At 59.4% G+C, this 26,274-nt stretch carries 23 protein-coding genes; 7 read left to right on the top strand and 16 right to left on the bottom strand.

The window, feature by feature from the left end:
* The first annotated feature begins 16 nt into the window (after positions 1–16).
* Complete coding sequence (locus tag LRL22_RS02500) at positions 17–1,612, top strand: methyl-accepting chemotaxis protein (RefSeq protein WP_064336256.1); 1,596 nt, start codon at positions 17–19, stop codon at positions 1,610–1,612.
* Positions 1,613–1,738: 126 nt separating this feature from the next.
* On the opposite strand, the gene aroG is transcribed toward LRL22_RS02500, so the two are convergent.
* The 5 genes from aroG to LRL22_RS02475 form a co-directional block, all read right to left on the bottom strand.
* Positions 1,739–2,794 carry a 3-deoxy-7-phosphoheptulonate synthase AroG gene (aroG, locus tag LRL22_RS02495; RefSeq protein ID WP_005351268.1) on the bottom strand — a complete coding sequence of 352 codons (1,056 nt, stop codon included), beginning with the start codon at positions 2,792–2,794 and terminating at the stop codon, positions 1,739–1,741.
* A gap of 220 nt (positions 2,795–3,014) precedes the next feature.
* Positions 3,015–4,298 (bottom strand): 3-phosphoshikimate 1-carboxyvinyltransferase, encoded by a 1,284-nt coding sequence (gene aroA / locus LRL22_RS02490; RefSeq protein WP_270904626.1) that lies wholly within the window; start codon positions 4,296–4,298, stop codon positions 3,015–3,017.
* A 224-nt stretch (positions 4,299–4,522) separates the two neighbouring features.
* Positions 4,523–5,611, bottom strand: coding sequence for a 3-phosphoserine/phosphohydroxythreonine transaminase (gene serC, locus LRL22_RS02485; protein ID WP_270904625.1), 1,089 nt, complete (start codon positions 5,609–5,611; stop codon positions 4,523–4,525).
* A gap of 225 nt (positions 5,612–5,836) precedes the next feature.
* The gene (locus tag LRL22_RS02480; RefSeq protein ID WP_123173227.1) at positions 5,837–6,763 is read right to left on the bottom strand and encodes an electron transfer flavoprotein subunit alpha/FixB family protein; all 927 of its coding nucleotides are present in this window, start codon (positions 6,761–6,763) and stop codon (positions 5,837–5,839) included.
* Positions 6,760–7,512: an electron transfer flavoprotein subunit beta/FixA family protein gene (locus LRL22_RS02475; protein WP_270904624.1), complete on the bottom strand. Its 753-nt coding sequence runs from the start codon at positions 7,510–7,512 to the stop codon at positions 6,760–6,762. Before LRL22_RS02475 ends, LRL22_RS02480 begins: the two co-directional genes overlap by 4 nt.
* 169 nt (positions 7,513–7,681) lie before the next feature.
* Here LRL22_RS02475 and LRL22_RS02470 point away from each other — a divergent pair, with 169 nt between their 5' ends.
* The 3 genes from LRL22_RS02470 to LRL22_RS02460 all read left to right on the top strand — a co-directional run bounded on the left by LRL22_RS02470 (position 7,682) and on the right by LRL22_RS02460 (position 11,177).
* On the top strand, positions 7,682–9,325 hold the full coding sequence (locus LRL22_RS02470) for an electron transfer flavoprotein-ubiquinone oxidoreductase (protein ID WP_270904623.1): 1,644 nt from the start codon (positions 7,682–7,684) through the stop codon (positions 9,323–9,325).
* Positions 9,326–9,618: 293 nt separating this feature from the next.
* Positions 9,619–10,566, top strand: a complete 948-nt coding sequence (gene corA, locus LRL22_RS02465) for a magnesium/cobalt transporter CorA (protein WP_026456618.1) — start codon at positions 9,619–9,621, stop codon at positions 10,564–10,566.
* A gap of 149 nt (positions 10,567–10,715) precedes the next feature.
* Positions 10,716–11,177, top strand: a complete 462-nt coding sequence (locus LRL22_RS02460) for a DUF2919 domain-containing protein (RefSeq protein WP_247822659.1) — start codon at positions 10,716–10,718, stop codon at positions 11,175–11,177.
* Between the two features lie 35 nt (positions 11,178–11,212).
* Here the strand turns inward: LRL22_RS02460 and LRL22_RS02455 are convergent, their stop codons facing one another.
* A complete protein-coding gene (locus LRL22_RS02455) occupies positions 11,213–11,932 on the bottom strand; it encodes a hypothetical protein (RefSeq protein ID WP_425292802.1) in 720 nt (239 codons plus the stop codon).
* Between the two features lie 292 nt (positions 11,933–12,224).
* Here LRL22_RS02455 and LRL22_RS02450 point away from each other — a divergent pair, with 292 nt between their 5' ends.
* Both LRL22_RS02450 and LRL22_RS02445 read left to right on the top strand, forming a co-directional pair.
* A complete protein-coding gene (locus LRL22_RS02450; RefSeq protein WP_270904621.1) occupies positions 12,225–12,776 on the top strand; it encodes a lipoprotein in 552 nt (183 codons plus the stop codon).
* A gap of 195 nt (positions 12,777–12,971) precedes the next feature.
* Positions 12,972–14,969 (top strand): hypothetical protein, encoded by a 1,998-nt coding sequence (locus tag LRL22_RS02445; RefSeq protein ID WP_042080399.1) that lies wholly within the window; start codon positions 12,972–12,974, stop codon positions 14,967–14,969.
* A gap of 84 nt (positions 14,970–15,053) precedes the next feature.
* Here LRL22_RS02445 and glgC read toward each other — a convergent pair whose 3' ends face one another.
* Positions 15,054–16,328 (bottom strand): glucose-1-phosphate adenylyltransferase, encoded by a 1,275-nt coding sequence (glgC, locus tag LRL22_RS02440; RefSeq protein WP_005337070.1) that lies wholly within the window; start codon positions 16,326–16,328, stop codon positions 15,054–15,056.
* Between the two features lie 189 nt (positions 16,329–16,517).
* Here glgC and LRL22_RS02435 point away from each other — a divergent pair, with 189 nt between their 5' ends.
* Positions 16,518–18,158 (top strand): EAL domain-containing protein, encoded by a 1,641-nt coding sequence (locus LRL22_RS02435; protein ID WP_031227665.1) that lies wholly within the window; start codon positions 16,518–16,520, stop codon positions 18,156–18,158.
* Here the strand turns inward: LRL22_RS02435 and LRL22_RS02430 are convergent.
* From LRL22_RS02430 to LRL22_RS02390, 9 genes are all read right to left on the bottom strand, one after another.
* The gene (locus tag LRL22_RS02430) at positions 18,121–18,615 is read right to left on the bottom strand and encodes a hypothetical protein (protein WP_042055706.1); all 495 of its coding nucleotides are present in this window, start codon (positions 18,613–18,615) and stop codon (positions 18,121–18,123) included. The two genes, LRL22_RS02435 and LRL22_RS02430, sit on opposite strands and share 38 nt — an antisense overlap.
* Positions 18,616–18,790: 175 nt before the next feature.
* Positions 18,791–19,153, bottom strand: a complete 363-nt coding sequence (locus LRL22_RS02425) for a DUF2750 domain-containing protein (RefSeq protein ID WP_005337077.1) — start codon at positions 19,151–19,153, stop codon at positions 18,791–18,793.
* A 180-nt stretch (positions 19,154–19,333) separates the two neighbouring features.
* Complete coding sequence (locus tag LRL22_RS02420) at positions 19,334–20,638, bottom strand: inosine/guanosine kinase (RefSeq protein WP_005337079.1); 1,305 nt, start codon at positions 20,636–20,638, stop codon at positions 19,334–19,336.
* Between the two features lie 186 nt (positions 20,639–20,824).
* On the bottom strand, positions 20,825–21,217 hold the full coding sequence (locus LRL22_RS02415; RefSeq protein ID WP_005346381.1) for an MAPEG family protein: 393 nt from the start codon (positions 21,215–21,217) through the stop codon (positions 20,825–20,827).
* A 34-nt stretch (positions 21,218–21,251) separates the two neighbouring features.
* Positions 21,252–22,226, bottom strand: coding sequence for a ferrochelatase (gene hemH, locus LRL22_RS02410; RefSeq protein WP_270904620.1), 975 nt, complete (start codon positions 22,224–22,226; stop codon positions 21,252–21,254).
* A 98-nt stretch (positions 22,227–22,324) separates the two neighbouring features.
* The gene (gene adk, locus LRL22_RS02405; protein WP_005337083.1) at positions 22,325–22,969 is read right to left on the bottom strand and encodes an adenylate kinase; all 645 of its coding nucleotides are present in this window, start codon (positions 22,967–22,969) and stop codon (positions 22,325–22,327) included.
* A 303-nt stretch (positions 22,970–23,272) separates the two neighbouring features.
* Entirely contained in the window at positions 23,273–24,031 is a 759-nt protein-coding gene (gene miaE, locus LRL22_RS02400; protein ID WP_005346385.1) for a tRNA isopentenyl-2-thiomethyl-A-37 hydroxylase MiaE, read from the bottom strand.
* Positions 24,032–24,236: 205 nt separating this feature from the next.
* Positions 24,237–25,757 (bottom strand): amidophosphoribosyltransferase, encoded by a 1,521-nt coding sequence (gene purF, locus LRL22_RS02395; RefSeq protein ID WP_270904619.1) that lies wholly within the window; start codon positions 25,755–25,757, stop codon positions 24,237–24,239.
* 21 nt (positions 25,758–25,778) lie between these two features.
* Entirely contained in the window at positions 25,779–26,267 is a 489-nt protein-coding gene (locus LRL22_RS02390) for a CvpA family protein (RefSeq protein WP_270904618.1), read from the bottom strand.
* Positions 26,268–26,274: the final 7 nt, after the last annotated feature.

Below are 26,274 nucleotides of genomic sequence, written 5' to 3'. Positions count from 1 at the left end.
ATGGAACTTGCCCAAAATGCATAACCTCTCCTTGAACTGGAAAATATTCCTCCCTCTTGCGCTGGTCATCAGCACCACCTTTGGCCTCTGCTTCGAACTCTCTGCCTGGCTGCAACGGGATCTCGCCATCCGGCTGGCAGAGGAGAAAGTTGAGAGCATGGCCAACACCTATATGGATCAGGTGAACGTGCTGATGATGACCGGTGGCATGGCCAATCGGCAGATAGTGCAGACCAAACTCAAGAGTGAAGCGGGCATCGTTGAAGCCCGTCTGGTACGCGCCCCCGCCGTCAGCAACCTGTTTGGCCCGGGTCACCCGGATCAGAAAGCGCAGGATCCCCTCGATGAGCGTGCCATCAATCAGGGCGAAGCCATCCTGGAGCAGCAGGGCAACCGGCTCACCCTGATCAAACCGTTCAAAGCCTACAAGGAGTATCGCGGCACCCAGTGCCTCACCTGTCACCAGGTCAATGAAGGAACAGTGATGGGGGCAGTGCGGATCAGTTATGACCTCAGCCACACCTTCGGCGAGATCCGCCACAACAACCTGATCCTGAGCGGCAGCCTGGCCGCCGTCTTCAGCATTGGCTTCGGCTTGCTCTGGTGGGTATTGCAACGCTACGTGAAACACCCACTGCGCCAGCTGCAGCTCACCATGATCCGGATGGCCAAAGAACGCGACCTCGCCCTCCCCCTGGTCAATCACAGCCGGGATGAACTGGGCCAGATGACCCGCGCCGTCAATGACATGGTGCAGGGATTCCGCCACAGCCTGCAGGAGGTGGAAGGGGCGACCCACCAGCTCTATCAGGAGTCGAACCAGATCCGTCAGGTGGCGACCCAGACCGAAAACTCGGCCCGCCAGCAAGAGGGGATGACTACCCAGGTCGCCGCCGCCGTGAGCGAGCTGGCCGCCAGCTCTCATGAGGTGCGCGAACATGCCCGCCACAGCGCCGAGCTCTCCGCCCTCACCAATCAGGATGCCGCTGACACCAGTCGCCTCGCCCAGCACTCCATCACCGATATGGGCGAGATGTCGGCAGAGATCGATCGGGTGGACCAGGTGATCCAGCAACTCGACAGCCGCTGCCTGGCGGTTGACGGTGTGCTCGAGGTGATCAAGGGGATTGCCGATCAGACCAACCTGCTGGCCCTCAACGCTGCGATTGAAGCGGCTCGGGCAGGTGAGCAAGGCCGTGGCTTTGCGGTGGTGGCCGATGAAGTGCGGGCCCTCTCCAACCGCAGCCGCGCCGCCAGCGAAGAGATCTCCCAGATGATCGCCGCCTTGCAAAATGAGGCCCAGAGCGCAGTTACGGTGATCGGGGATGCAAAAAGCAAAGCCGATGAGAGCATCAGCAAGACCGAAGCGACCCTGGCAGCCATGCAGAACATCATCGAGCGCATCGCCCGCATCAACGATCTCAACGCCCAGATGGCGCAGTCGGCCGAAGAGCAGGACAGGGTCTGCCATGAGGTAGACAGCTCGGTGAGCGATATTCGCAACACCTCCAACGACACCCTGGGTCAGGCGCACGCCGCCAATCTCGCCAGCATCCAGCTGGTGGAGCAGTGTCAGAAACTGGAGGCTCTGCTGAAAACCTACCGCTGGTAATCCACTTCACCAACAAAAAAGCGCGACCCGAGGGTCGCGCTTTTGCTTTATGGATTCGATTTGGCCGAACGGCATCGTTGCTATTCCAGCGGCGCGTTGACTATTAACAGCGCCGCAGGGATGGCTTTAGCGGGCGTTGCGGGTTGCGACGGCATCCGCCAGGTTGCGCAGCAGCACTTCGGTATCGGCCCAACCGATACAAGCATCGGTGATGCTCTGGCCAACAGTGAGTTCACACCCTTCCACCAGATCCTGACGGCCTTCCACCAGATGGCTCTCCACCATCACCCCAAACACCGCCTTGCTGCCGGCACGCAGCTGACCGGCTACATCTTCAGCCACCACCATCTGGTTCTTGAACTGTTTGCTGCTGTTGGCGTGACTAAAGTCGATCATCACCTTCTGTGGCAGACCAGCCTTCTCCAGCCCCTTCACAACTTCGCTGACATGGGCCGCGCTGTAGTTCGGCTCACGGCCACCACGCAGAATGATGTGACAGTCCGGGTTGCCGCGGGTCGCCACGATGGCGGAGTGACCGTATTTGGTGACCGACAGGAAGTGGTGCGGCGCACTGGCAGCGCCAATGGCATCGATGGCCACCTTGATAGTGCCGTCAGTGCCGTTCTTGAAGCCCACCGGGCAGGAGAGACCGGAGGCCAGCTCGCGGTGTACCTGGGATTCGGTGGTACGGGCACCGATCGCGCCCCAGCTCATCAGATCCGCCACATATTGCGGGGTGATCATGTCGAGGAACTCGGAGGCAGTTGGCAGCCCCATGTCGTTGAGATCCAGCAACAGCTTGCGACCAATGCGCAGACCGTCGTTGATCTTGCAGCTGTTGTCGAGGTACGGATCGTTGATCAGCCCCTTCCAGCCCACTGTGGTGCGCGGTTTTTCGAAGTAGACCCGCATCACGATCTCCAGCTGACCTTTCAGCTCGTCGCGCAGCGCCTTGAGGCGCTTGCCGTACTCCAGCGCGGCAACCGGATCATGGATGGAGCAAGGACCAATCACCACCAGCAGACGATCATCTTCGCCGGCCAGGATATTGTGAATGGCCTGACGGGATTCAAAAACGGTGGACGAGGCAACCTCGGTAGCCGGAAACTTCTCAAGCACCGCAACCGGGGGTAATAACTCTTTGATTTCACTGATACGAACGTCGTCGGTTTGATGCTGCATGACAATGCTTCCTGCTAGATGACTGCGATTAGGAAATCTCAACATAGCCCGCGACAGGGCATGTGTAAATAGGAAATTACAGCAATCATAAAACTATTTTATATATCAATCTTGCAAGTTATTGAAATGATGCTAGGCGAAATGGAAGTGCGGATGAGGAAGGCAAAAAGGCCCGCTCAGCGCGGGCCCGAAGCGTCGGTGATGACGGGTTTGTCAGTGATCAGCCACGCTGGCTGATACTGGCCAGCTTGTCGAAGTAATCCGGGAAGGTCTTCGAGGTGCACTTGGGATCATTGATGGTGACTGGGATATCCGACAGCGCCACCAGCGAGAAGCACATGGCGATACGGTGATCGTTGTAGGTATCGATCTCGGCATGCTTGAGCTGGGTCGGCGGGGTCACGGTGATAAAGTCATGCCCCTCCTCCACTTCGACGCCCAGCTTGCGCAGCTCGGTCGCCATGGCGTGCAGACGATCGGTCTCCTTCACCCGCCAGTTGTAGATATTGCGAATGGAGGTCGGCCCCTCGGCAAACAGCGCGGCAACGGCGATGGTCATGGCCGCATCGGGAATATGGTTCATGTCCATATCCACTCCGTGCAGCGGCGCCTGCTCCGCCTCGATGAAATCATCGCCCCAGGTGATGCGCGCGCCCATCTTCTCCAGCACGTCGGCGAATTGGATATCACCCTGAATGCTGTGCTTGCCGATACCGGTGACCCGCACCTTACCCTTGATGGCACCCGCCGCGAGGAAGTAGGAGGCGCTGGAGGCATCCCCTTCCACCAGAAAATCACCCGGGCTGATGTAGGTCTGGTTGCCCTTGATGTAGAACAGCTTGTAGTTGTCGTGCTCGATGACCACCCCGAACTGCTTCATGATGTGCAGGGTGATGTCGATGTAGGGCTTGGAGACCAGCTCCCCCTTGATGTGGATCCGGGTATCACCGGCCGCCATCGGCGCCGCCATCAAAAATGCGGTCAGGAACTGGCTGGAGACGGAGCCATCGACGTGCACATCGCCGCCCCACAGCCCCTTGGCATCCACCACCAGCGGCGGATAACCATCGTGTTTCAGGTACTGGATATGGGCACCCGCTTCACGCAGGGCATCCACCAGATGGCCGATGGGACGCTCTTCCATGCGCGGCTCGCCGCCCAGGGTGTATTCACCGGAGCCAAGGCATAGCGCGGCGCAGAGCGGTCGCATCGCAGTACCGGCGTTGCCGAGGAACAGATTGACCGGCTCTTTCACCGCGAAGCTGCGGCCCAGACCCTGCACAGTACACTCGGTCTTGTCGGCGGAGAGCTTGTACTTGACCCCGAGCTGGGTCAGCGCAGCCAGCATATGACGAATGTCATCGCTGTCGAGCAGGTTGGTCAGACGGGTGGTGCCACGAGCCAGCGCCGCCAGCAGCAGCGCTCGGTTAGAGACACTCTTGGAGCCGGGCAAATTGACCTCACCGGCCACACGTGAAATGGGTTCCAAACGCAACGAATTCATAGACTTCCTGTGCTATCTCAAAAATAAACGCCTGTCCGGACGTTAACAGCCTGCGTCCCGCTCGGCAAGGGCACTTTCAGCGGAAATCGCACGGCAAACGCCAGCGCGCTGGTTCTGTTGAAAAAAACGCCGGGGTATACCCGGCGTCTTGAATCACTGCAATAGCTGTAAGCGGCTCACGGGTTGTCACGAGAGGCCGCCAGCAAACAGGTGGAGCTCTCTTATCAGCCGTGGCGCTTGGCAAAGCCATCCATAAAGCTGACCAGGGCCTTCACCCCCTCCAGCGGCATGGCATTGTAGATACTGGCGCGCATGCCGCCGACAATGCGGTGCCCTTTGAGCGCCAGCAGACCAGCCGCTTCCGATTCGGCCAGGAACTGCTTGTCCAGCTCGGCATTTTTCAGCTGGAACGGGATGTTCATCCGCGAACGGCAGCTGACATCCACCTGATTGCCATAGAAGCTCGACTGATCGAGATAGTCATAGAGGAAGTCGGCCTTCTCCTTGTTGCGCGCTTCCATCGCCTCGAGGCCACCCTGTTCCTTGAGCCACTCGAACACCAGACCGGCCAGATACCAGGCGTAGGTGGGCGGCGTGTTGAACATGGAGTCGTTCTTGGCAGTGAGCTTGTAGTCAAAAATCGAGGGGACATCGGCTCTTGCCTGATCCAGCAGATCATCGCGCACGATGGCGATGGCAAGCCCGGACGGCCCGATATTCTTCTGGGCACCGGCATAGATGATGCCAAAGCGGCTCACGTCGAGAGGACGGGAGAGGATGGTGGAGGAGAGATCTGCTACCAGCGGCACCTCGCCGGTGGCCGGGATGTCGAACATCTCGATGCCGTCGATGGTTTCGTTCGGGCAGTAGTGAACATAGGCCGCATCGGCGCGAAACGCCGGCGTCGGCAGCAGGTGGGAGATCCCCTGCTCGTTCTTGGCAACCCCCTGGAAGGTCTGGATATCGCCATACTTTTTGGCTTCATCCACCGCGCTCTGGGACCAGACACCGGTCAGCAGGAAGTCCGCCTTCTTGTTGGCCCCGCCCAGCAGGTTCATGGGCACAGCGGAGAACTGACCGCGGCCACCGCCGTGCATGAAGAGCACCTTGTAGTTGTCCGGCACCGCCAGCAGCTCGCGCAGCTCCACTTCGGCCTTCTCGGCAACCGCCATGTAGGGCTTGCCGCGATGGGAAAGCTCCATGACCGAGGCTCCCAGCCCCTGAAAATTACAAAATTCGCGCTGGGCGCGCTCCATGACTTCAACCGGCAGCATGGCGGGGCCGGCGCAGAAGTTGTAAATCTGTTTGCTCATGACGCTTTCCGTGAGTGGATGAGAGTAATCGATGACTTGTCAGGTTTTACACAAGAGCAGCCAGCGGATCAAAGGCTTTTTGGGAGCTGGCTCAACCTTTTACCGTCACTCTGCGTCTCCCTTGCAGTAGAAAAAGCCCTGAACGGGTCAGGGCTTGCAGGGAACATGCACAGAAATGGCGGGCAGAGCGCATAAACGACCACAGCTCAGCCATTTCTGACAAATTTACAGTTTGGCGGTGAGCTCAGGCAGCAGAGTGAAGAGATCCCCCACCAGCCCGTAGTCCGCCACCTGAAAGATGGGGGCATCGCTGTCCTTGTTGATGGCCACGATCACCTTCGACTCCTTCATCCCCGCCAGATGCTGGATGGCGCCCGAAATACCGACCGCGATATAGAGCTCGGGTGCCACCACCTTGCCGGTCTGCCCCACCTGCAGATCGTTGGCGACATATCCTGCATCAACGGCGGCTCGCGATGCCCCCACCGCCCCACCCAGCTTGTCGGCCAGCGCCTCAATCAGGGCAAACTGCGCCTTGGAGCCCAGTGCCCGGCCACCGGAGACCACCACCCGGGCGGCGGTCAGTTCGGGCCTGCTGGAGCGCACCGCGCGGCGCTCGACCAGCCGGGTACGGCCAGCGAATTCGGGCACGGCCAAGTGCTCGATAAGAGCCTGTCCGCCTGTCGCCGCCTTGGCAAACGCGGTGGCCCGTACCGTCATCACTTTGACGGGCGCCGAGCTTGCCACTCTGGCAATGGCATTGCCCGCATAGATGGGGCGCAGGAAGGTGTCGCTGCTCTCGATAGCCGTCACCTCGGAGAGCATCTCCACCCCGAGCCGGGCCGCCACCTGTGGCAGCAGCGCCTTGCCCATGGTACTCGCCGCCATCAGGCAGTGGCTGTAACCCTGACACCAGCTGGCCAGCAGCTTGTCCACCCCATCCAGCAGCCCGTCGGCCAGCAGGGGATGTTCGGCAAGCAGAACCTTGTCGACACCGCCGAGAGTTGCCGCCTGTTCACCCGCCTCGGTCAGCCCCTGCCCGAGCAACAGCAGATCGACCTGACCGCCGATTGAGCCGGCTGCGGTCACCAGTTGTGCCACGTTGTCGGCCAGATGGCCCTGATGATGTTCGGCAATGATCAGCACGCTCATGGCAGCACCTTCGCTTCGTGTTTGAGTTTGTCCACCAGCTCGTCCACCGAGCCCACCTTGATCCCGGCGCTGCGGGCTGGCGGCGCCATCACCCCGAGCAAGCGGGTCTGATTGGCCACCTCAACGGCGAGTGTCGAGAACGGGGCGCTATCAAGCGGCTTGCGCTTGGCCTTCATGATGTTGGGCAAAGAAGCAAAGCGCGGTTCATTCAAACGCAGATCGGCACTTACCACCGCAGGCAACGGCATGCGCAGGGTCTCTAGGCCACCGTCAATTTCGCGAGTCACCAGCAGTTCTCCCGCTTCCACCTTGAGGGAGGACGCGCAGGTCGCCAGCGGCCACTCATTGAGGGCAGCCAGCATCTGGGCCACCTGATTGTTGTCTGAATCGATGGACTGCTTGCCGAGCAGCACCAGATCCGGCTGCTCCTGCTCACACACCTTGTGCAAGGCGCGGGCGACAGTCAGCGGGGTGAGCGTCTGATCGGTGACATAATGCAGCGCCCGATCCGCCCCCAGCGCCAGCCCATGGCGCAGTTGCTCGGCGGCAGCTTCAGGGCCAAAGGTCACAACCACCAGTTCGCTGGCAACCCCGGCTTCCCGCAGCCTGACCCCCTCCTCCACCGCAATTTCACAAAAGGGGTTGATCCCCATCTTCACATTGGCCAGCTCCACGTCGGAGCCGTCTCCCTTCACCCGAATCTTGACGTTGTAGTCGACTACCCGTTTGATTGCGACCAGCAGCTTCATGGGGTCATGCCTCGTCTCTTTGGATTGAATTCATTAGTGTGCCTCTGCGTTTGTTGCAGTACGCTCTTCCCTGATTTTTTGCTTTTTCTTGCTCAGTTTTGCTTACAACTGCTTTACGTTTACGTAAACTACCAGCATTACCCTAGGCCAACCAGAGCGCAGAGGCAAGATGGAACGGGAAGCAATGGAATTTGATGTCGTCATCGTCGGCGGCGGTCCGGCGGGGCTCAGTGCAGCCATCGCCCTGAAACAGCAGGATGCCACTCTCTCTGTCTGTCTGCTGGAGAAGGGAGCGGAAATTGGCGCCCATCTGCTCTCCGGCGCCCTTTTTGATCCCGTCGCCTTGCAAGAGCTGCTGCCGGATTGCTGGCAGCAAGCGCCGCTCGGCGTACCGGTCAACGACGATCAGGTGCATCTGCTGCAAAGCGAGCAACGCTCCCTGCAACTCCCCGCCTGGGCGGTGCCGCCCCGGATGCACAATGAGGGCTGTCACATCATCAGCCTCGGCAATCTCTGCCGCTGGCTTGGCCAACAGGCGGAAAAACTGGGAGTCGAAATATACCCTGGATTTACCGCCAGCGAACTTATCATGGACGCGGGCCGGGTCAAGGGGGTCATCACCGGCGATCTGGGGCTGGATCGGGTGGGCAATCCCAAGGCTGATCATGTGCCCGGCATGGCACTGCTCGGTCGCTACACCCTCTTTGCCGAAGGGGCCCGCGGTCATCTCGGCAAGCAGCTGATCGCCGACTTCAACCTGGCAAGCCCTGCCCAGCCCCAGCACTATGCCATCGGCTTCAAGGAGCTGTGGCAACTGCCTGCTGGCCAAGGCAAAGCAGGACAGGTGCTGCACGGCAGCGGCTGGCCCCTTGGCAAGCAGGGGGGCGGCAATAGCCACGGCGGTTTCTACCTCTATCACATGGAGGAGGATCAGGTCGCGGTCGGGCTGATTGTCGATCTCAACTACCAGAATCCCTGGCTCAGCCCGTTCGACGAATTCCAGCGCCTCAAACATCACCCGCTTATCGCTGGCGTGTTGCAAGATGGGGAGCGCATCAGCTATGGCGCCCGCGCCATCACCAAGGGGGGCTGGCACGCCCTGCCCCGCATGCACTTCCCGGGCGGCCTGCTGATCGGCTGTGATGCCGGCACCCTCGACTTTTCCCGGATCAAGGGGATCCACACCGCCATGAAGTCCGGCATGCTGGCGGCAAAAACCGTCGCGATGGCGCTGCGGGGGGGCGATGAGGGTGGCCGGGATCTGGCCCAGTATGGTGACGAGCTGCACCAGAGCTGGCTGGCCCGCGAGCTCAAGGCGGCGCGCAACTTCGGCGCGGCGCTTCACCGCTATGGTCCCTGGTTGGGCGGTGCCTTCAACTGGCTGGAGCAGCGGCTGTTTGGCGCAAACTCGCCCTTCAAGCTGCTCGATAAGGCTCACGATTATCGTCAGCTGCGTGTGGCCAGCCGCTGCGAGCCCATCCATTATCCCAAACCCGATGGCAAGCTGAGCTTTGACAAACTCTCGTCTGTGTATCTGGCCAACACCAGCCACAACGAGGATCAACCTTGCCACCTCAAGCTGCAGGACGAGCGCATTCCGGTCGAGGTCAATCTGCCCACCTGGGCAGAACCCGCTCAACGCTACTGCCCGGCCGGGGTGTTTGAAGTACTGGAAACGGAAGGTGCGGCCAAACTGCAGATCAACGCCGCCAACTGCATCCACTGCAAAACCTGCGATATCAAGGACCCCAGTCAAAACATTATCTGGACGCCGCCACAGGGGGGATCCGGGCCCAACTATCCGAATATGTGATGAAGCGGGGCAGCGGCAACAAGCAGCCCCAGCTAGCCCTCCTCCAGCCAAAGGCTGGGTTCTACCCCGCATAGCCGCTCAGGTGATCCGACCTCGCTGTTTTTTTGAACAAACAAGCTGAATCCCTGATGAATAGCCCCTGACAAGCGCGGCCCGCCCCTGTATAGTTCGCCGCATTCAGGTTTTCCATCGGCCCGATCTGCTTATCCACGGGATCGCCTTCTGCAGCGATCTAAGGCCGCATGACCTGTGCAACCATCCCTGATTACCCATGACTTTTTAAGGGGGGACAGATGATCACCGCCTACATTCTCAATAACAAGGTGCTGGACATAGTCACGCTCGGGCCTGACGACATAGTACCTGACAACACGGTCTGGCTGGATGCCTACAAGCCGGACACGGCAGAGCGAGAATGGTTGACGGGCCTGTTCCTGGAAGAGGTTCCCGACAAGGAAGAGCTCGACGACATCGAAGCATCCGCCCGTTTCTACTGGGATACCGATGGTCTGCACATTCACTCCCTGTTTCCCCAGCGGATCGGTCGTGACACCAAGGGTGTCCACGTATCCTTTACCCTGCGCAACAACCTGCTGATCAGCATTCGTGAAGATGACATCGGGCTGGTTCGTCTGCTGCGCCACTATATGCGCCAGGATCGGCTGGAGGTGGAGGATGCCCTCGACATCCTGCTGGAGGTGCAGAACCTCAAGGTAGAGTACCTCTCCGACCTTATCGAAGATGGTTACAAGACCTTGGAAAACACCGCCGATCAGATCTTCGAGCCGGATCAGATCAACCCCATGCTCAAGGAGTTGATGGCCCAGGAAGAGGCCAACGGCCAGATCCGTCTCTCCCTGCACGATACCCGTCGCGCCTTGCGCTTCCTCAAACGCAGCCTGCGCCAGCGCATGAGCCTTGAGCAGAACAAGTGGATCGACGAGATGCTGCACGACGTGGAGTCACTGCTGCCCCACACCCAGTTCCTGTTCGACAAGATCAACTTCCAGCTGGAGGCCTCCATGGGGGTAACCAATCTGGAGCAGAACAAGGTGATCAAGATCTTCTCGGTAGCCGCCGTAATATTCCTGCCGCCGACCCTGATCGCCAGTATCTATGGCATGAACTTTGGCCGCATGCCTGAGCTTGCCTGGGAGTATGGTTACCCCCTATCGCTGGTGCTGATGGTGATGTCATCGCTCGGCACCGGTCTATTCTTCAAGCGCAAAGGCTGGCTGTAACGCCGGCTGCCCGGTACAAAAAGATTCTCGCGCATTGGGGGGCATGTCCCCCCGATTAATTCCCGCCCCCTCCCGCGCCTTGCAAAGGGCTCGCCTTCGCCCCATATCCCTTGCATCACTTGCACTCTATGAATGGATATCGGGCAACCATGACCCTCTACCCCGAACACCGCTATGACGATCACGGCCAGCTTCGTCCCCCTCTCTGGTTCTGGCCCATCGCCCTGCTACTGACCCGCTCGGTCTGGCTCTTTCTGATGGCTGGCGTCACCCGCCAAAGCGGCAGCGAGATCCTTGAGCTCTTCTACCCCGACAAGCTCACCCTCTATATCAGCCTGCTGACCGATGTACCCGCCATGCTGGCACTGCTCGCCTGCGGCGGCACCTATCAGCAGACCCAAAGCATTCGCGCCAGACTCCGGCGCCACAGCCCGCTGCTGCTGCTCTGCTCTGCCACCAGCGGCCTGCTGATGCAACTGCACAGCCTCAACTTGCAGAAGTGGTCATTCAGCTGGCCCACCGCGCTGGTGCTGGTCGCCAGCCTCTGGGCGCTCTGGTATCTGCTACGCAGTCGCCAGTTGCGCGAATATGCAGCCGATGAGCCCCACTAACAGGGCTCCGGGCACGGATTGCGAAGCGTTCAGGCCTATTGGGGAGTAACCCGGATCTGCAGGGTCTGGCGATCGCTCTGGCTACCACGCCCGCCCTGCAACTGCGAACCAAGGGTGCTGCCCTGCTGCACCGAGCTGGTGGATAGCTCCCCCACCGTCAGCCACTGGCCCGGGGCTCCACTGAGCTCGGTGGCGCTCTGCCCACGATTGATGGTGCCCTGCTCCAGCCTCGCCTGCTCGCTGCTGAGCGCAACCTGCACCCTGTCCCCTATCAGGGTTGCGGTGGCATAGAGGCCGTTCACCAGCGGCATCATCCCCACTACCGCGCCCCCGTTCCACTGATAGAAGACGACCGGCTGATAGGAGCCCATTTGCAGCAACACGGGACGACCCGACAACCCGCGCACCTGCCAGCTGTCGTTCTGGCTGCGCTGGTACTGCTGGGCATTGCCATCGAGCAACCACTGCCGTTTGGCCTCGCCACGGCTTACTGAACCGCCCAGTTGTTCACTGCTGGAAAGCCCATCCACCCGCCACTCGATAAGCAGGCTTTGCGGTGGCTGGTTGATTTGCGCCAGAGTCGCCTCGGCTTCCTGCAATTGGTCCGGCGTCCCGCTCAGCACCAGCTGATTGCCCATGGCGCTTACTCCGAGCCGGGGATAGATCTCCTTGAGGGTCTGCACCGCCGCCTGCGCCTCGAATACCGGGATCACTTTCACCTCGGCCCACAACGACGGGCTCCAGAGTCCCATCATGCAGCCAAGCCACAGCAGCGCCCTGCGGCCAACCTTGCCCATCCGAACCATTACGCTCTCCTCGTTCTCTGTGCTCTTCTCGCTCTCTGTTCTCTCTCTGCTCAGGCGTAGACCTGCGCCCGCAGCCAACAGCTCAGCCCTATTCCGCTCACCCTTCGATGATGAACCCGGCGGTTGCCAAAAAACAATCGGGAATGCAGCAACTCCGTGATTTCCCACGGTATGAGGCTCTCATTCCACGCCCGTTATCGCGTAAGATAGCGCCATCATAGTTGCCCAAGCGGAATCCATCATGTTGAAACAGTTGTTGTTACTCCCCCTCGCCCTACTGCTGGGGGCCTGCTCCCTGACCCAGTACAACGTCAGCGAGGCCGAAATCAACCAGTACCTCAAGGATCTGGTCTCTTTTGAAAAACAGCTGGGGATCCCCGGCATCATGTCGAGCAAGATCCGTCTGGACGAGATGCAGAGCCGTATAGGCCGCAAACAAGCAGATCGCATCGAGCTGGACGCCGCTGGCGACCTGCAGGTGAGCAGCCCCCTTGGCAGCCAGCAGATGAAGATCCGCTTTGCCCTGAGTGCCCGTCCGGACTATGTAGCCGATCAAGGCGCCATCTATCTGCGCGACCTTGAGCTGGTCTCGGTCAAGACCGAGCCGGCCGATATCGGGGCCGCCCTCACCCCGCTGCTGCCCACCTTCAATCAGTCGCTCTCCCTGTTCCTGTCGCAGACCCCGGTCTATCGCCTCGACAGCAGCCGCAAGAACGAAGCCAGGATCAAGGAGAAGGTCGAAGCCCTCAAGGTAGAGCCAGGCCGTCTGGTCATCCCGTTCAAGCTGCTCTGATCACCGCCGCACCGGCACTTTCAGCGCGCTCAACAGATAACCGTCCTCTTCGACAGCGCACCTCCGGTTCAACGTGCAGCCGAATGGGGCGGTTTTTTACTTCTCAAGTCCCCGTCAACACAGCATAATGCAGACCATTCTCATTTAGATTCGTCATGAGAAGCGTCAATAATAAAACCAATGGTGAGAAGGGACATGAGAAAAACCGTACTGGTTCAGGCGATCGCCTGCGCACTGATTAGCGGCGCCGCACACGCTGCCGTCAAAGTCGAAGACAAAACATTCAATACCGCCGCCAACATGCTGGCCTATACCGAATTCGAGCTCTCCGGTGAGCCGCTGGCCGAAGCGCTGGGGCTGGATCTGGATGTGCTGGATGCCAACCGTGCCGATGAGCCGACCCCGTTCGACTTCGCTGCCGGCATCGAATCCTACGAATACTCCGAAGAGGCGATGTACGCCCTCAACTACCAATCCGGCATGGGCCCGCATCTGGTGAACGGGCCGCAAAACCTGGCCCGAGGCGGCACCATGGCCTCTCTGGGGCAACGGGTGTTGGCCATGGCCGATGCCGTTGGCTTCCCGGCTGATGAAGTGCCGCAGGGCATGTATCCTCTCTCCCTGCCCTACGCCTCCGCCAATCCGGAGTTTGCCCAGGCCGTCAACGCCACCCCGGTCAATGGCGACCAGATCACCATCAAGACCGCCAAAGGGACCGAGAAAACCGTCAAGACCCAGGTGCCAGCCTACTTCCGCGACTACAGCACCCTGCGCTGGAGCGGCAGCGACAACCTGCTGGTGCCCGCAGCGGTGGGCGGTATCCTGCTCAAAGAGGTGATGTGGTCGCAAGACTTCCTCGGCGGCATGCACGTGGCCAAGACCGATGAAGAGGTTGAAGCCGCCTCCGCCACCATGGATCAGGATGGCAAGCACAAGCTGGGCGTCTCTGCCGCCGATGGCTTCAATGGCATGATGCTGACCGAGCAGTCCATCGACAAGCTGGCCATCATGCAGAACCAGCTCGGCTTCGATGGCAAGCAACTGGGCGCCAAGATCACCCCGCAGTACGATCCGGCCAAGGGCGTGATTTACTTCCCCCATCAGGTGAAAGTGACTGAAACCAGCAACAACGATGCCGGTGCCATCGGCAAGCTGGAGGTGATGGATGGCTCCGCCCAGCTGCGCGATGCCTGGATGATGCTGTGGCCGCTCTCCGAGTTCTATGCCTTCAGCGATCAGCGCAGCGCCAACACCAACCAGAACCCGGCCTTCCACGCCGTGTTTGACGGCGCGCCCTTTGCCGCCGCACCGGCTGCCAACAAGGCCAATGACCTGGGCAAAGCGGTCGCGGGCAGCGATGCCTTCTCGCTGGCGATCAATCTCTCAAACCTCACCTTCAAGAACCTGGCAGCCCTGCACTTTGATGCCAAGGCTGGCACCCTGGTCGACAGCTGGCAGGCAGGCAAACAGGGCAAGCACGTCACCACCTTTGACGCTGCTTACGCACTGGTCGCCCTGCAGATCTTCCAGCGCGCTCAGGATGCGCTGCCGGTCGGTTACGCCGCCGGTGACAATGGCGAGCTGAACCTCAAGACCAAGCAGGGTCAAGAGGCGCTCGACTTGATCCGCAAACAGGCCGATTTCATCCTTGCCAACCTCAAGGGCAAAAATGGTCTGGTGCATGACGGCATCACCCTGGGTGGCAAGCTCGATGCCGGCCACTCCATCGATGCGCAGTTCGCAGCCATCCGTGGTCTGACCGCGGCGTTCCTCGCTACCTCCGATGCCAAGTACCGCACTGCCGCCCGCGAGCTGTTCATCTCTGCCGACAAGGCCTACTTCAATGCCAAGGCGGGCACCTGGCTGGCGGGTAAACAGGGTGAATACACCCCCTGGACCCAGGCTGCCATCTCCGGCGCCCTGCGCTCTGCCATGCTGAACCTGCGCAACGAAGGGGCCGAGAAGGCGCCCGAGCTGGAGCTGGCCAAGCTGACCGGTCAGTACGTCAGCTGGTTCCGTGGCACCGTCAACGGTGGCATGCAGATGGCCGAGTGGATCGGTGACTCCGGCGAGAACATCATCGAAGGCGCTGGCAGCGACACCGACGAAGATGGCGTACCGCAAGTGACCGCCGCCGGTGGCAAGCACGGCACCGCCATGGTGATGGCCGCCAAAGCAGTGGTTAGCGAGTAATCCTCGCCATTCACCAGCATGAAAAAGGGAGCCAAATTGGCTCCCTTTGCATTACAGCGTCTGACACAATTTCAAGGGCCTTCCTCAAACCAGCTTGTCCAGCATCTCCTTGGTCACCAGCACAATCCCCTGCTCGGAGCGGTAGAAGCGGCGGCTATCCTCATCGGCATTCTCGCCCACCACCAGCCCATCGGGCAGCACACATCCCTTGTCCACCACCACCCGGCGCAGACGGCAACCGGCGCCAATCTCGACCCCGGGGAAGATGATGGCCTGATCCAGGGTGCAGAAGGAGTGCACCCGCACATTGGTAAAGAGCACCGAGTTGAGCACGAACGACCCGCTGACGATGGTACCGCCCGAGAACATGGAGTTGATGGTCATGCCGTGCTGGCCATTGCGATCCTGCACAAACTTGGCCGGTGGCGTCAGGGTCTGGCTGGTCCAGATAGGCCAGTTCTGATCGTAGATGTCGAGCTCGGGCAGCACGGAGGCGAGATCCATGTTCGCTTCCCAGAAGGAGTCCAGCGTACCCACGTCACGCCAGTAGGGCTTTTGCCCCTCGCGCGCCCCGACACAGGACATGTTGAAGGGGTGAGCAAATGCCATCCCCTCCTCCACGATGCGGGGGATCACATCCATCCCGAAGTCGTGTTTGGAGTCCTGATTGTGAATATCCTCCTCCAGCAGTTGGTAGAGGTACTCCGCCTCGAAGATATAGATCCCCATGGAGGCCAGCGAGCGATCTTCGCAACCCGGCATGGCGGGCGGATTGGCCGGTTTTTCGACGAAGGCGCGGATCTTGCGCTGCTCGTCGATATCCATGATCCCGAAGGCGGATGCCTCGGCCCGCGGCACCTCGATACAAGCCACCGTCACCTTGGCGCCAAGGCGCACATGGTCGAGCAGCATGGCAGCGTAATCCATCTTGTAGATGTGATCCCCCGCCAGCACCACCAGGTATTTGGGGCCGTAGTCACGGATGATATCGACGTTCTGATAGATGGCATCGGCGGTGCCGCGATACCAGTGCACCTCGTCCACCCGTTGCTGGGCAGGGAGCAGGTCGATGAATTCGTTCATCTGGTAACGCAGGAAGGACCAGCCCGATTGCAGATGACGCAGCAGGCTGTGAGATTTGTATTGGGTGACTACACCAACGCGGCGGATCCCCGAGTTGATACAGTTGGAGAGCACAAAATCAATGATCCGGAATTTGCCACCGAAATGGACGGCAGGCTTGGCGCGGTTGTCAGTCAACTGCTTCAGGCGACTACCACGTCCACCCGCCAGCACCAGTGCCATACTCTGGTTCAATAATTGTCGTGCTTTGGCACTATTTTCGGGCTCTAACAACATGATTTACCTCTGCCTTGTTTGATCTATTTTCAACTCATCTTCGCCTGTTTCGGCACCTGTGAAAGTGGTTTCACTCACATTTAACCGATCTCAATTGACCCTTTTCACCGAGTTGCGAGGAATAGCATGCTTTGCTCCGCCAGCTTGGTTAAAATTCCCCCACAAAGCAGCCACTTCAAGGATGACAAGATGGTTCACAAGCTCGGACGTACCCTCTTTCTGATCGCCACCATAGTGACCATACCCCTGCTGCTCCTGCAAGCAGTTTGGTTAGCCCTGCAGAGCACACCGCTTACTTTGGCCATTATTCTGGCCACCACACTGCTTGGCATGATCCTGCTGTTGATGCTGGCCATCCGCACCATGGATGGCATGCTCCAGCATCAGGAGCTCACCTGGGTCAAGGCGATCAGGGGGCGGGATCCCTCACAACTCGATGAGCCCGCCTCCCAGGAGGTGCTTCAACAACTGCTGGAGCAGTTCGAAAGTGCCGAGCAGAGCGCCCATCGCCAGCTGACCGAGCTCAGCAACCTGGCTACCACCGACGAGCTGACTCAGCTACTCAACCGCCACGCGTTTCGCCGCGACATGACCGAGTTGCTGCAGCGGGATCAGGACACCCAGACCGCGACCCTGGTGCTGATCCGCGCCACCGAGCTTGGCAAGATCAACGCCCAGCGCGGCTTCCAGTCTGGCGATGCCTACATCAAGGACATGGCCGCCCTCATCAAACGGGTGGTAAGCCGCTTCCCGGGCAATCAGGTCTACCGCATTTCGGGGGCTGATTTCGCCGTGCTGGTGCAACCGGTGGCCAATATTCCTCCCCATCTGCTGGGGCAGGATTTGAAGGTGGCCTTCGATCACTATCAGGATCAGCACGAGCTGGAGAGCACCGGTTACTCGGGGCTGACCAAGCTCAGCAGCGGCCAGAAAATTGAAGCCGTGCTGGCCAGAGCGGATCTGGCGCTGGCTCGCGCCCAGACCGAAACCATCAACGGCTGGGCCATCCAGCAGGATGACAGCGCCTCCGATCTGCAGGGTCAACACCACTGGCGCGACGTGCTGACTGAAGTGCTGGCGCAGGAGCGACTCAGCTTTACCTACCAGCCGATCCAGCCCCTGCACCGCAGCATGCTGGCTTACAACGAGATCTACACCCGCTTCAGCGGCAATGACGGCACCGCCCTGCCCACCGACACCCTGTTTGCCATGGCCCAGCGGCTCGATATGGTGATGCGGCTAGAGCAACTGGTCATTACCCACATCATGCGCCAGTACCGGGCCTTTGGTGCCAACCAGAGTCGCTGGGGGATCAACCTCTCCCCCAACCTGCTGCAAAACAGCGCCTTCCTGATCTGGCTTGACCGCCAGCTGCTCAAAGATCCCAATACCAGCGCCAATCTGGTGTTCGAACTGGATGAAGAGCATCTGGAACGCAACCTGACCGGCGCCAAGCGGGTGTTTGAACTGCTGCGCCGCAACGGCAGCCGCTCGGCCATCGCCAATTTCGGCAAGGGGATCGGCTCCTTTACCCTGTTTCGCGAGCTCAAGCCCGACTACATCAAGCTGGACCCAGCCCTGATCACCGGGCTGGAGCAGGATCAGACCAACCAGCAGTTCGTGCGGATGATCGTCGATGTATCCCATCGGATGGGGTGTCAGGTGATTGCAGAGGGGGTGGAACAGCTTGGCCAGAAACAGCTGCTGCAGGGGATGTACGTGGATGGTTTGCAGGGCTATCTGATCGCCCGGCCGCAACCGCTGCGACCGGATATCAGCCAGCTGGGGCTCTTTACTGAGGATGCTTCAGCTTCAAAAGGGTCAGAATGATGTCATTGAGCTGGCGGTAACGCTCCAGCTCTTTCTGATCGTACCGGGTCGCCAGCGTGGTGGGGTTGTGGCGGTTCTTGAGGTAACGGTTGATTTGCAGGCGATTGAACCCCGCCACCTGATAGACCTGGCCAAGCAGGGTATTGAGCTCATCGTGCTCCAGACCGGCTCTGGCCAGATAGTCCCCATCGGCGGGACTCTCGGTCTGGTGACTCCACTTGCCAATGCGACCGCTCTCTTGCAGATAGCTGAGCCACTGCTCGATATAGAGCGGTTTGCACCCCGCCAACAGGTTGAAAAAGCCCACCGCGTCGCAACGACAACCGCTCAGAAGCACGACCGCCAGCTGATCGTCATCGCACTGGAAGGTCACTGGTCCGGCTTGCGCCCAATCCAGCGCCTGCACCCGAATGCTGGCTTTCTCACCCGCAGCTCCCGTTACGTCGAATACAAACATGGCGCTCCTCCCTTGGCAAAAGGTTGATGATGGACCATCCCCCTGACAGGTGCAAAGGCAAATCGGCTTTTAACTCATCAATCGGGCCATTCGACCATAAAAAAGACCGGCACCCTCACGGATGCCGGTCTTTGTCCCGATGGCCTGTGCGTTCAGGCCATCAATGGAGGCGCTTTCAGGCGTCCAGTTCAACCAGTGCCTTGGCCAGCTCGATGGGCTCGAGCTCCTGGCCTTCCAGATCGGCGTTCCAGTTCGGGCCGACCAGTACATCGTCTTCATCCAGATCGTTGATCCAGATATCGAGAAACTCTTCCAGATCGATCACTTCCGGCTCGTAATCGGCCCACTCGTCGACACAGTGCAGACGGGCGTCCTCTTCGGCAGACCAGAGCGGCATCACGTCGGCATCTTCAAATTCGGCGGAGCGGCAGACGACCCAGTCTTCCCCATAGCGCAGACCCCACACCTGACCCGACTCGCGGACTTGTTCGATAAACAGTTGGAAATTGGCGTCAAGGTTGTCGTTAAGCATGCTCATGGGATTCTCTCTTTCTTTCGGGTGCTGCGGCATTGTCGGGCGACAATACGATGGCCAAATGGTGTCGTAAAAGTGACATGGACTCAAGCATATTGGGGTTATTCCGGGAAAAAAGCCGGGATAACCCCCATTTGCCTGCAAAAACGCCTCCCGATGGAGGCGTCTTGCAGATTCAGGAGATCAACGCTCCCAGTAAACCTCTTCCAGGCTGTCCTCTTTCTCAGGCAAACCGCGGGAGAGACGTGGGCTGCTCTGGGCCAACACCTCGTAGCTGACGCGGTTGGCGTATTTGCACACCTGGGCCAGTGAGGAGTAGGTCAGGAACTCGGAGATGTGCTTGGCGGAGTTGGGCACATTCATCCGGTGATAGGAGTTGGCCACCATGTCGTGCAGCACGGCGGAAAGGGCGCCATCCCCTGCCCCGTTGGTGTTTTTGATCTTCTCCGGGCCACCCATGTACGGGGAGATGTGGGAGTAGATGCGGGCCGGTTTGCGGCACTTGGCACGGGCCATCGGGCGGCTGAACTCATACATATTGAACTCGGGGATAACGCCCGGCAGCAGGGTATGAGTGGTCTCGCGCTTGTAGTCCTCATCGGTGTAGCTCGCCATGTAGAGGCCGATGGGGCCAGCAGTACAGAGCACCATGTCGGCCCAGTCGAGCGCCTTGTCGGCCGCACCGAGCGGATCAGCGATACCGGTCAGGGCTTCACCTTCGTCTTCGTTCATCGCCAGAACAGTCACGTTCTCGGCAATGAAGTCGCGCCACCACTGGGGGTTTTCGTCGATGACGAAACGGGTGCCCAGGGTCAGCACCACGGGAATACCGGCCTCGCGGGCATAACGCACTGCGGTCATCGCCGCCTCTTTCATCGGATCACCATCATCACCGCGCACCAGATAGGCAGTGATCACCAGGGCAGACGCCCCTTTGATCACATCCTCCGGAATGTGCTGCACATCCAGCTGGTTCATCTTGCCGGCGTTGATGCCGAAGCTGCGCTCGCCGCACTCGGTGATGAAGGTGAAACAACGGCCGATTGGGCCATCAACCGGCTGCAGATAGTCCAGATTGACGCGGGAAGAGGTGTTGCACAGATAACGGTAGGCGTAGCAGCCGATGCGAATGTCCTGACTCATCACACCCAGCAGGATGGAGTGGGAGTCGGCCAGTACCGAGTAGTTGTGTACTGTGTTGCCAATGGTACCACCGGCAAACTCGCTCACTACCATGTTGTTGGCCTTGAGCTCGTCATAAATCCGTTCGGCTACATCGTCATTGATAACGACGGAGTGCCCCTTGCTCAGACCATAACGGGTCAGAAAGTCTTCATCCACATGGGCTTCGATATCAACCAGGGTCTGATCAATCCCGACCACGTAGGCTTTGCCCAGCTCGGTTAACAGGGGATTTTGCGGAACCAGGGGATCGCGTCTGTCGACAGGGAAGTAGTGTTTGGACTTGCGCTGACCGGGAAATTTCATGGCAATGTTCTGTGCTCTGGGGGAAAGAGGGGCGGGATTTTAACACAATCCGCCGCCCCGAAAAGTCGCCCTGTTTAAATAATGGAGTCAGTATAGACAAGGCTTGCAAGGAAAAACGTTTGCCTTTTCACCATAAAAAAACCACACCATCCGGCGTGGTTCCCTAGCATAAAAAAGCGCCTGTTTTCAGGCGGCCGCCATGCCCTGCAACAGGGCCAGTACCGAAAAGAGGCCGAGGGCGAGCCAGAACAGCAAGGTGCCCAAAAAACGGGGCACATTGGGGGCTTTGGGGATCTGGATGCCGATGGCATGCAGGATGCGGCCGACCAACAGCATGGCGCCACCGGCATGCAGCCAGAGCGCACCGGCACCGGATAGCTCGCACAGCGCCATCAGCAGCAGGGTCAGCGGCACATACTCGGCAAAATTGCCGTGGGCCCGGATCGCCGCCAGCAGCTCGGGGGCTTCCCCCTGCCCTATCATCACCCCGAACTGGGCACGGCGTCTGACCACCCAGAAGGAGAGCCCCAGAAACAGCAGCCCCAGCAGGCCTGCGTATATCAGCGTGATATGTACCATGACTCGACTCCTTGTTTGACTGACTGCCGGTCACTCATGCCAATTCGCGGCAGATGAGCGAGACCATCATCCTGATGTGGGCCTGATCGCTGTTGAGGGCCGGAATATATTCAAACCGCTCGCCACCGGCCTCCATGAAGATCTCCCGATTTTGTACCTGAATTTCCTCGAGGGTTTCGAGGCAGTCGGCGGCAAAGGCGGGGCAAATTACATCGAGCCGCTTGATGCCCGCTGCAGGCATACCGGCGATGGTCACGTCGGTGTAGGGCTTGAGCCACTCCTCCTTGCCAAAGCGGGACTGGAAACTGGCCGTCCACTGCCCAGCCTCCAGCCCGAGCGCCTCGGCCAGCAAGCTGGCGGTATGGCAACACTGGTGACCATAGGGGTCCCCTTCGTTCTCGTAGCGCTCGGGAATACCGTGGAACGACATCAGCAGGTGATCACCCTGACCGTGCTGCTCCCAGTGACGGCGCACACTCATGGCCAGCGCCTGTATATATTCGGGATGGGCGTGATAATCACGAATGAGCCGTACCACCGGCAGATTGCGCTCTTTCTTCATTGCCTTGCCCCAGGCATCAAAGACCGAGGCGGTGGTACTGACCGAATATTGCGGATAGAGCGGCAACAGGATCACCCGGTTGACCCCTTTGGCTTTGAGCGCCTGCCAGCCATCATTCACTGACGGGGAACCATAGGTCATCGCCAGCTCCACCGGCACATCGACCCCCTCCCGCTTGAGCTCCTGCTCCAGTGCAGCACGCTGCTGCTTGCTTATCGCCATCAGCGGCGAGCCCTGCTCGGTCCACACCTGCTGATAGAGCTTGGCCACTTTGGGCGAGCGCGTCGGCAAGATGATGAAGTGGAGCAGCGGGCACCAGAGGTAACGGGGCAGGTCCACCACACGGGGATCGTGCAGGAACTGGCTGAGGAACGCTTTGACGGCAGCGGTGGTCGGTGCGGCTGGGGTACCCAGATTGACCAGCAATATTCCGGTTTTCGTGGTCACGTTGGCTTCCTGTCTATCTGTCATTATGCAAAAAGGGCCCGACAGGGCCCTTCTCTTTATTTATCTGATGGCACGGGAAACAGTGCCGGCAGCAAAGATCAGCCCAGAATGGTGGCAAGCTGCTTGCTGACCAGATCAACCGGCTGGGTGCCGTCGATCTTGACGTAACGGGTGTGGCCCGCTTCCGCCTCTTTGCCGTAGAAACCGATCAGCGGCGCGGTCTGCTGATGATATACATCCAGACGCTTGCGTACTGTGGTCTCTTCGTCGTCGGCGCGGATCACCAGATCTTCACCGGTCACGTCATCCTTGCCTTCCACTTTCGGCGGGTTGAACACCACGTGGTAGGTACGGCCGGAGCCGGAGTGAACGCGACGGCCGCTCATGCGCTTGACGATCTCTTCGTCCGGCACATCGAACTCCAGCACGAAATCAACCACGACACCGGCGTCCTTCATGGCTTGCGCCTGGGGAATGGTGCGCGGGAAACCGTCCAACAGGAAGCCTTTGGCGCAGTCCGGCTGAGCGATGCGCTCTTTGACCAGACCGATGATGATGTCGTCAGAGACCAGCTGACCTGCGTCCATCACAGCTTTGGCTTTCAGACCGAGCTCGGTGCCCGCTTTGATCGCCGCACGCAGCATGTCGCCGGTGGAGATCTGGGGAATACCGTGTTTTTCCATGATGAACTGAGCCTGGGTACCTTTGCCGGCGCCCGGAGCCCCCAACAGAACAATGCGCATACACGCTCCTATTGATTGGTTATTCAAATCTTGCGAAGGCAAAAAAGTACACGGTTTCGCCCGTTTCTACAAGGGTGAGCCACCTGAATGAGCACTTTATCACCACAATAACCGGCTGATCGAACAGGATTTCATCGCAAGGGGAAGACGCAAAAATAGCCAGGGATTCAGCATAGAGCGCCAAATGCAGAAAGGAGGTACGGCAGAAAAAAAGATCCCGGCTCAGGGCCGGGAATTGCGCTCAAAAGTAACTACTTGTCGCTCGTAGTAGGAACAGGGCAATAGTAGTTTGCCCCCTGTGCGTCAACAACTGTCAGATGTGACAGGCAGGCCGCTATGAAACCGGAACTGCGGATCCGGCGAGCAGATTAGCTCGGCTTCCAGCTTGCCAAAGAAGGCCACCCGCTCGCTGATATCCTCCCCTGCGTACTGTTCGGCCAGGCTCAGGTAATCCTGATAGTGGCGTGCTTCGGAGCGCAGCAAAGAGACATAGAAGCGGCTCAACTCCTCGTCCAGATGGGGGGCCAGCTTGGCAAAGCGCTCGCAGGAGCGGGCCTCGATATAGGCGCCGATGATCATCTTGTCGACTATGGTGGCCGGCTCATGGGTGCGCACATGCTGCATCAACTGGCGGGCATAGCGGGAGGCCGTCACCGGCCCGTATTCGATGCCGCGGGCCTGCATGATCTCCAGCACCTGCTCGAAGTGGTGCAGCTCCTCCTGAATGAGTCGCACCATGGGAAACAGCAGTGGATTGCGCTCCAGCTCGGCAAAGACGGTGCGATCAGACTCCCCCATGCTGCGTTTGCCCAGGATCTCGGCCTTCTCCGGGATGGCATCCAGCTCGCGATAGAACTCCAGCTTGGGCAGCAGATGGCGCTTGCCCTTGGGCAGGCAGTAGCGGCGCACCAGACTGTGGGCAGTGAGTGCGGCCTTGGTCTCGCAGTTGGCGTGATCGATGAGCAGAGTCGGCAAACGGGCCGGATCTCGCGCCATCTCCACCCACTCATCCGGGGTCTCGCACTGCAAAAACTGGCGCACTGGGGCTAGCAGATCATCCATCTGAACTCTCGTCTCTTAAAAGCGTATAGATCATATATGTTGCCGCCTATGCTAGCGGATCCCGCTGGCCATGCCCATATCCGGCAAGATAAACGGATGTTTTTCAAACAGATACCCCCTCCACCTTCTGCCGGTGCAAGACAAAAACGACAATGGGGGCTACTGGCCCCCATTTCGCTATCCCATCCGGCAAAACCGCAAACGTTTAACTACCTTCGTTAAAAATTTCCAGATTGCTGGTGCCTTCCTGCCATTCACGCACCGCTTTGGTGTCATCGTTGCGCAGGGCGTTGAGGTGATCCAGATAGGTCTGATCCACGTCGGAGGTGACGTAGTGGCCATTGAACACCGAGGTCTCAAAGTGACGCAGATCCGGGTTGATCTCCCGTACGGCGGCTTCCAGATCTTCCAGATCCTGGAAAATCAGACCGTCAGCACCAATCAGCTTGCACACCTCTTCCACTTCGCGGCCGTGGGCGATCAGCTCGTTGGCGGTAGGCATGTCGATGCCGTAGACGTTGGGGAAGCGAATTTCCGGCGCTGCCGAGGCGAAGTAGACCTTGGCTGCCCCCGCTTCACGGGCCATCTGGATGATCTGCTCGGACGTGGTACCACGCACGATGGAATCGTCCACCAGCAACACCTTCTTGCCCTTGAATTCGGAGCTGATGGCGTTGAGTTTGCGGCGCACCGACTTCTTGCGCTGGGTCTGGCCCGGCATGATGAAGGTACGGCCGATGTAGCGGTTCTTCACGAAGCCCTGACGGTATGGCAGGTCGAGGGTGTGGGCGATCTCCAGCGCCACGTCACAGGAGGTCTCGGGGATGGGGATAACCACATCGACGTCGAGATCTTCCCACTCGCGGGCAATCTTCTGACCCAGCTTGCGACCCATGTTGAGGCGGGCGGCGTAGACCGAGACCTTGTCGATGCACGAATCGGGACGGGCGAAGTAGACATATTCGAAGATGCAGGAGCTCATCTGCGGGTTCTCCGCACACTGCTCGGAGAAGAGCTGGCCCTGCTCGGTGATGTAGATGGCTTCACCCGGCGCAATATCCCGCACCGTCTCGAAACCAATGGCGTCGAGCGCCACGCTCTCTGAGGCGAGCATGTACTCCACCTGGCCCTGCTCGTCCTGACGACGACCGAGGATCAGTGGGCGAATGCCGTTGGGATCACGAAAACCGATGAGACCATGGCCAATCACCAGCGAGACCACCGCATATGCACCGCGGATCTGCTGATGGGTTCTGCGCACCGCGGCGAAGATATCTTCGGGGCGCAGGGCCATCTTGTCACAGCGATCCAGTTCGTGGGCCAGCACGTTCAGCAGCACTTCCGAGTCGGAGGTGGTGTTGATGTGACGGCGGGCGACCTTGAACTGCTGCTCCTTGAGCTCCTTGGCATTGGTGAGGTTGCCGTTATGGGCCAGCACCATGCCGTAGGGCGAGTTCACATAAAAAGGTTGGGCTTCAGCGGCACTTGAGCTACCTGCGGTGGGATATCTGACATGACCTATGCCGATGTTCCCTTGCAAACGCTGCATGTGGCGCACTTCAAACACGTCCTTCACCAGGCCATTGGCCTTGCGTTGCCGGAAGTTTCCACTATCAATGGTCACGATCCCGGCGGCATCCTGTCCCCTGTGCTGCAACACCGTCAAGGCGTCGTAGAGGGCCTGATTGACGGGGGTGGTGCCAACTATACCGACAATACCACACATGTCTTTGCTACCTCGAAGTCACTATACCTGTTTAAGAAAACTGGATGAGTTCAACATGAACCCGAAAAACCACTGGATCACCGGCTTGAACTCCGGCACCAGCTTGGACGCCACCCACCAGTCGCTCTGGGAGAGGCTGGTGAAGGTATCCATGAAAAAAAGCAGGGCACTGACGATCAGCACCCCGCGAATTGCACCGAAGCAGACCCCCAGCACCCGATCGGTACCGGAGAGACCCGTCTTGTCCACCAACAGGCCCACCACATAGTTGACCACACTGCCGAGGATCAGGGTCGCCACAAACAGCGCCGCGATGGCCAGACCGTTGCGAACCAGCGCGTCGGAGAAGGAGGTGAAATAGACGGCGAGATCGGGATAGAAATGGCTGGAAATAAAGAAGGCGACGAACCAGGTGACAAGAGACATGGCCTCCTTGACGAAGCCGCGCACCAGGCTGATGAGAGCAGAGAAACCGACGATGCCGATGATGGCGTAATCAATCCAGACCATAGAAAAA

This window comes from Aeromonas sp. PI_26, from assembly GCF_027854445.1.
Classification (GTDB): domain Bacteria; phylum Pseudomonadota; class Gammaproteobacteria; order Enterobacterales; family Aeromonadaceae; genus Aeromonas; species Aeromonas veronii.
The sequence above is the reverse complement of the archived record's forward strand: the minus strand, read 5'-3'. Positions and strand labels throughout refer to the sequence as shown.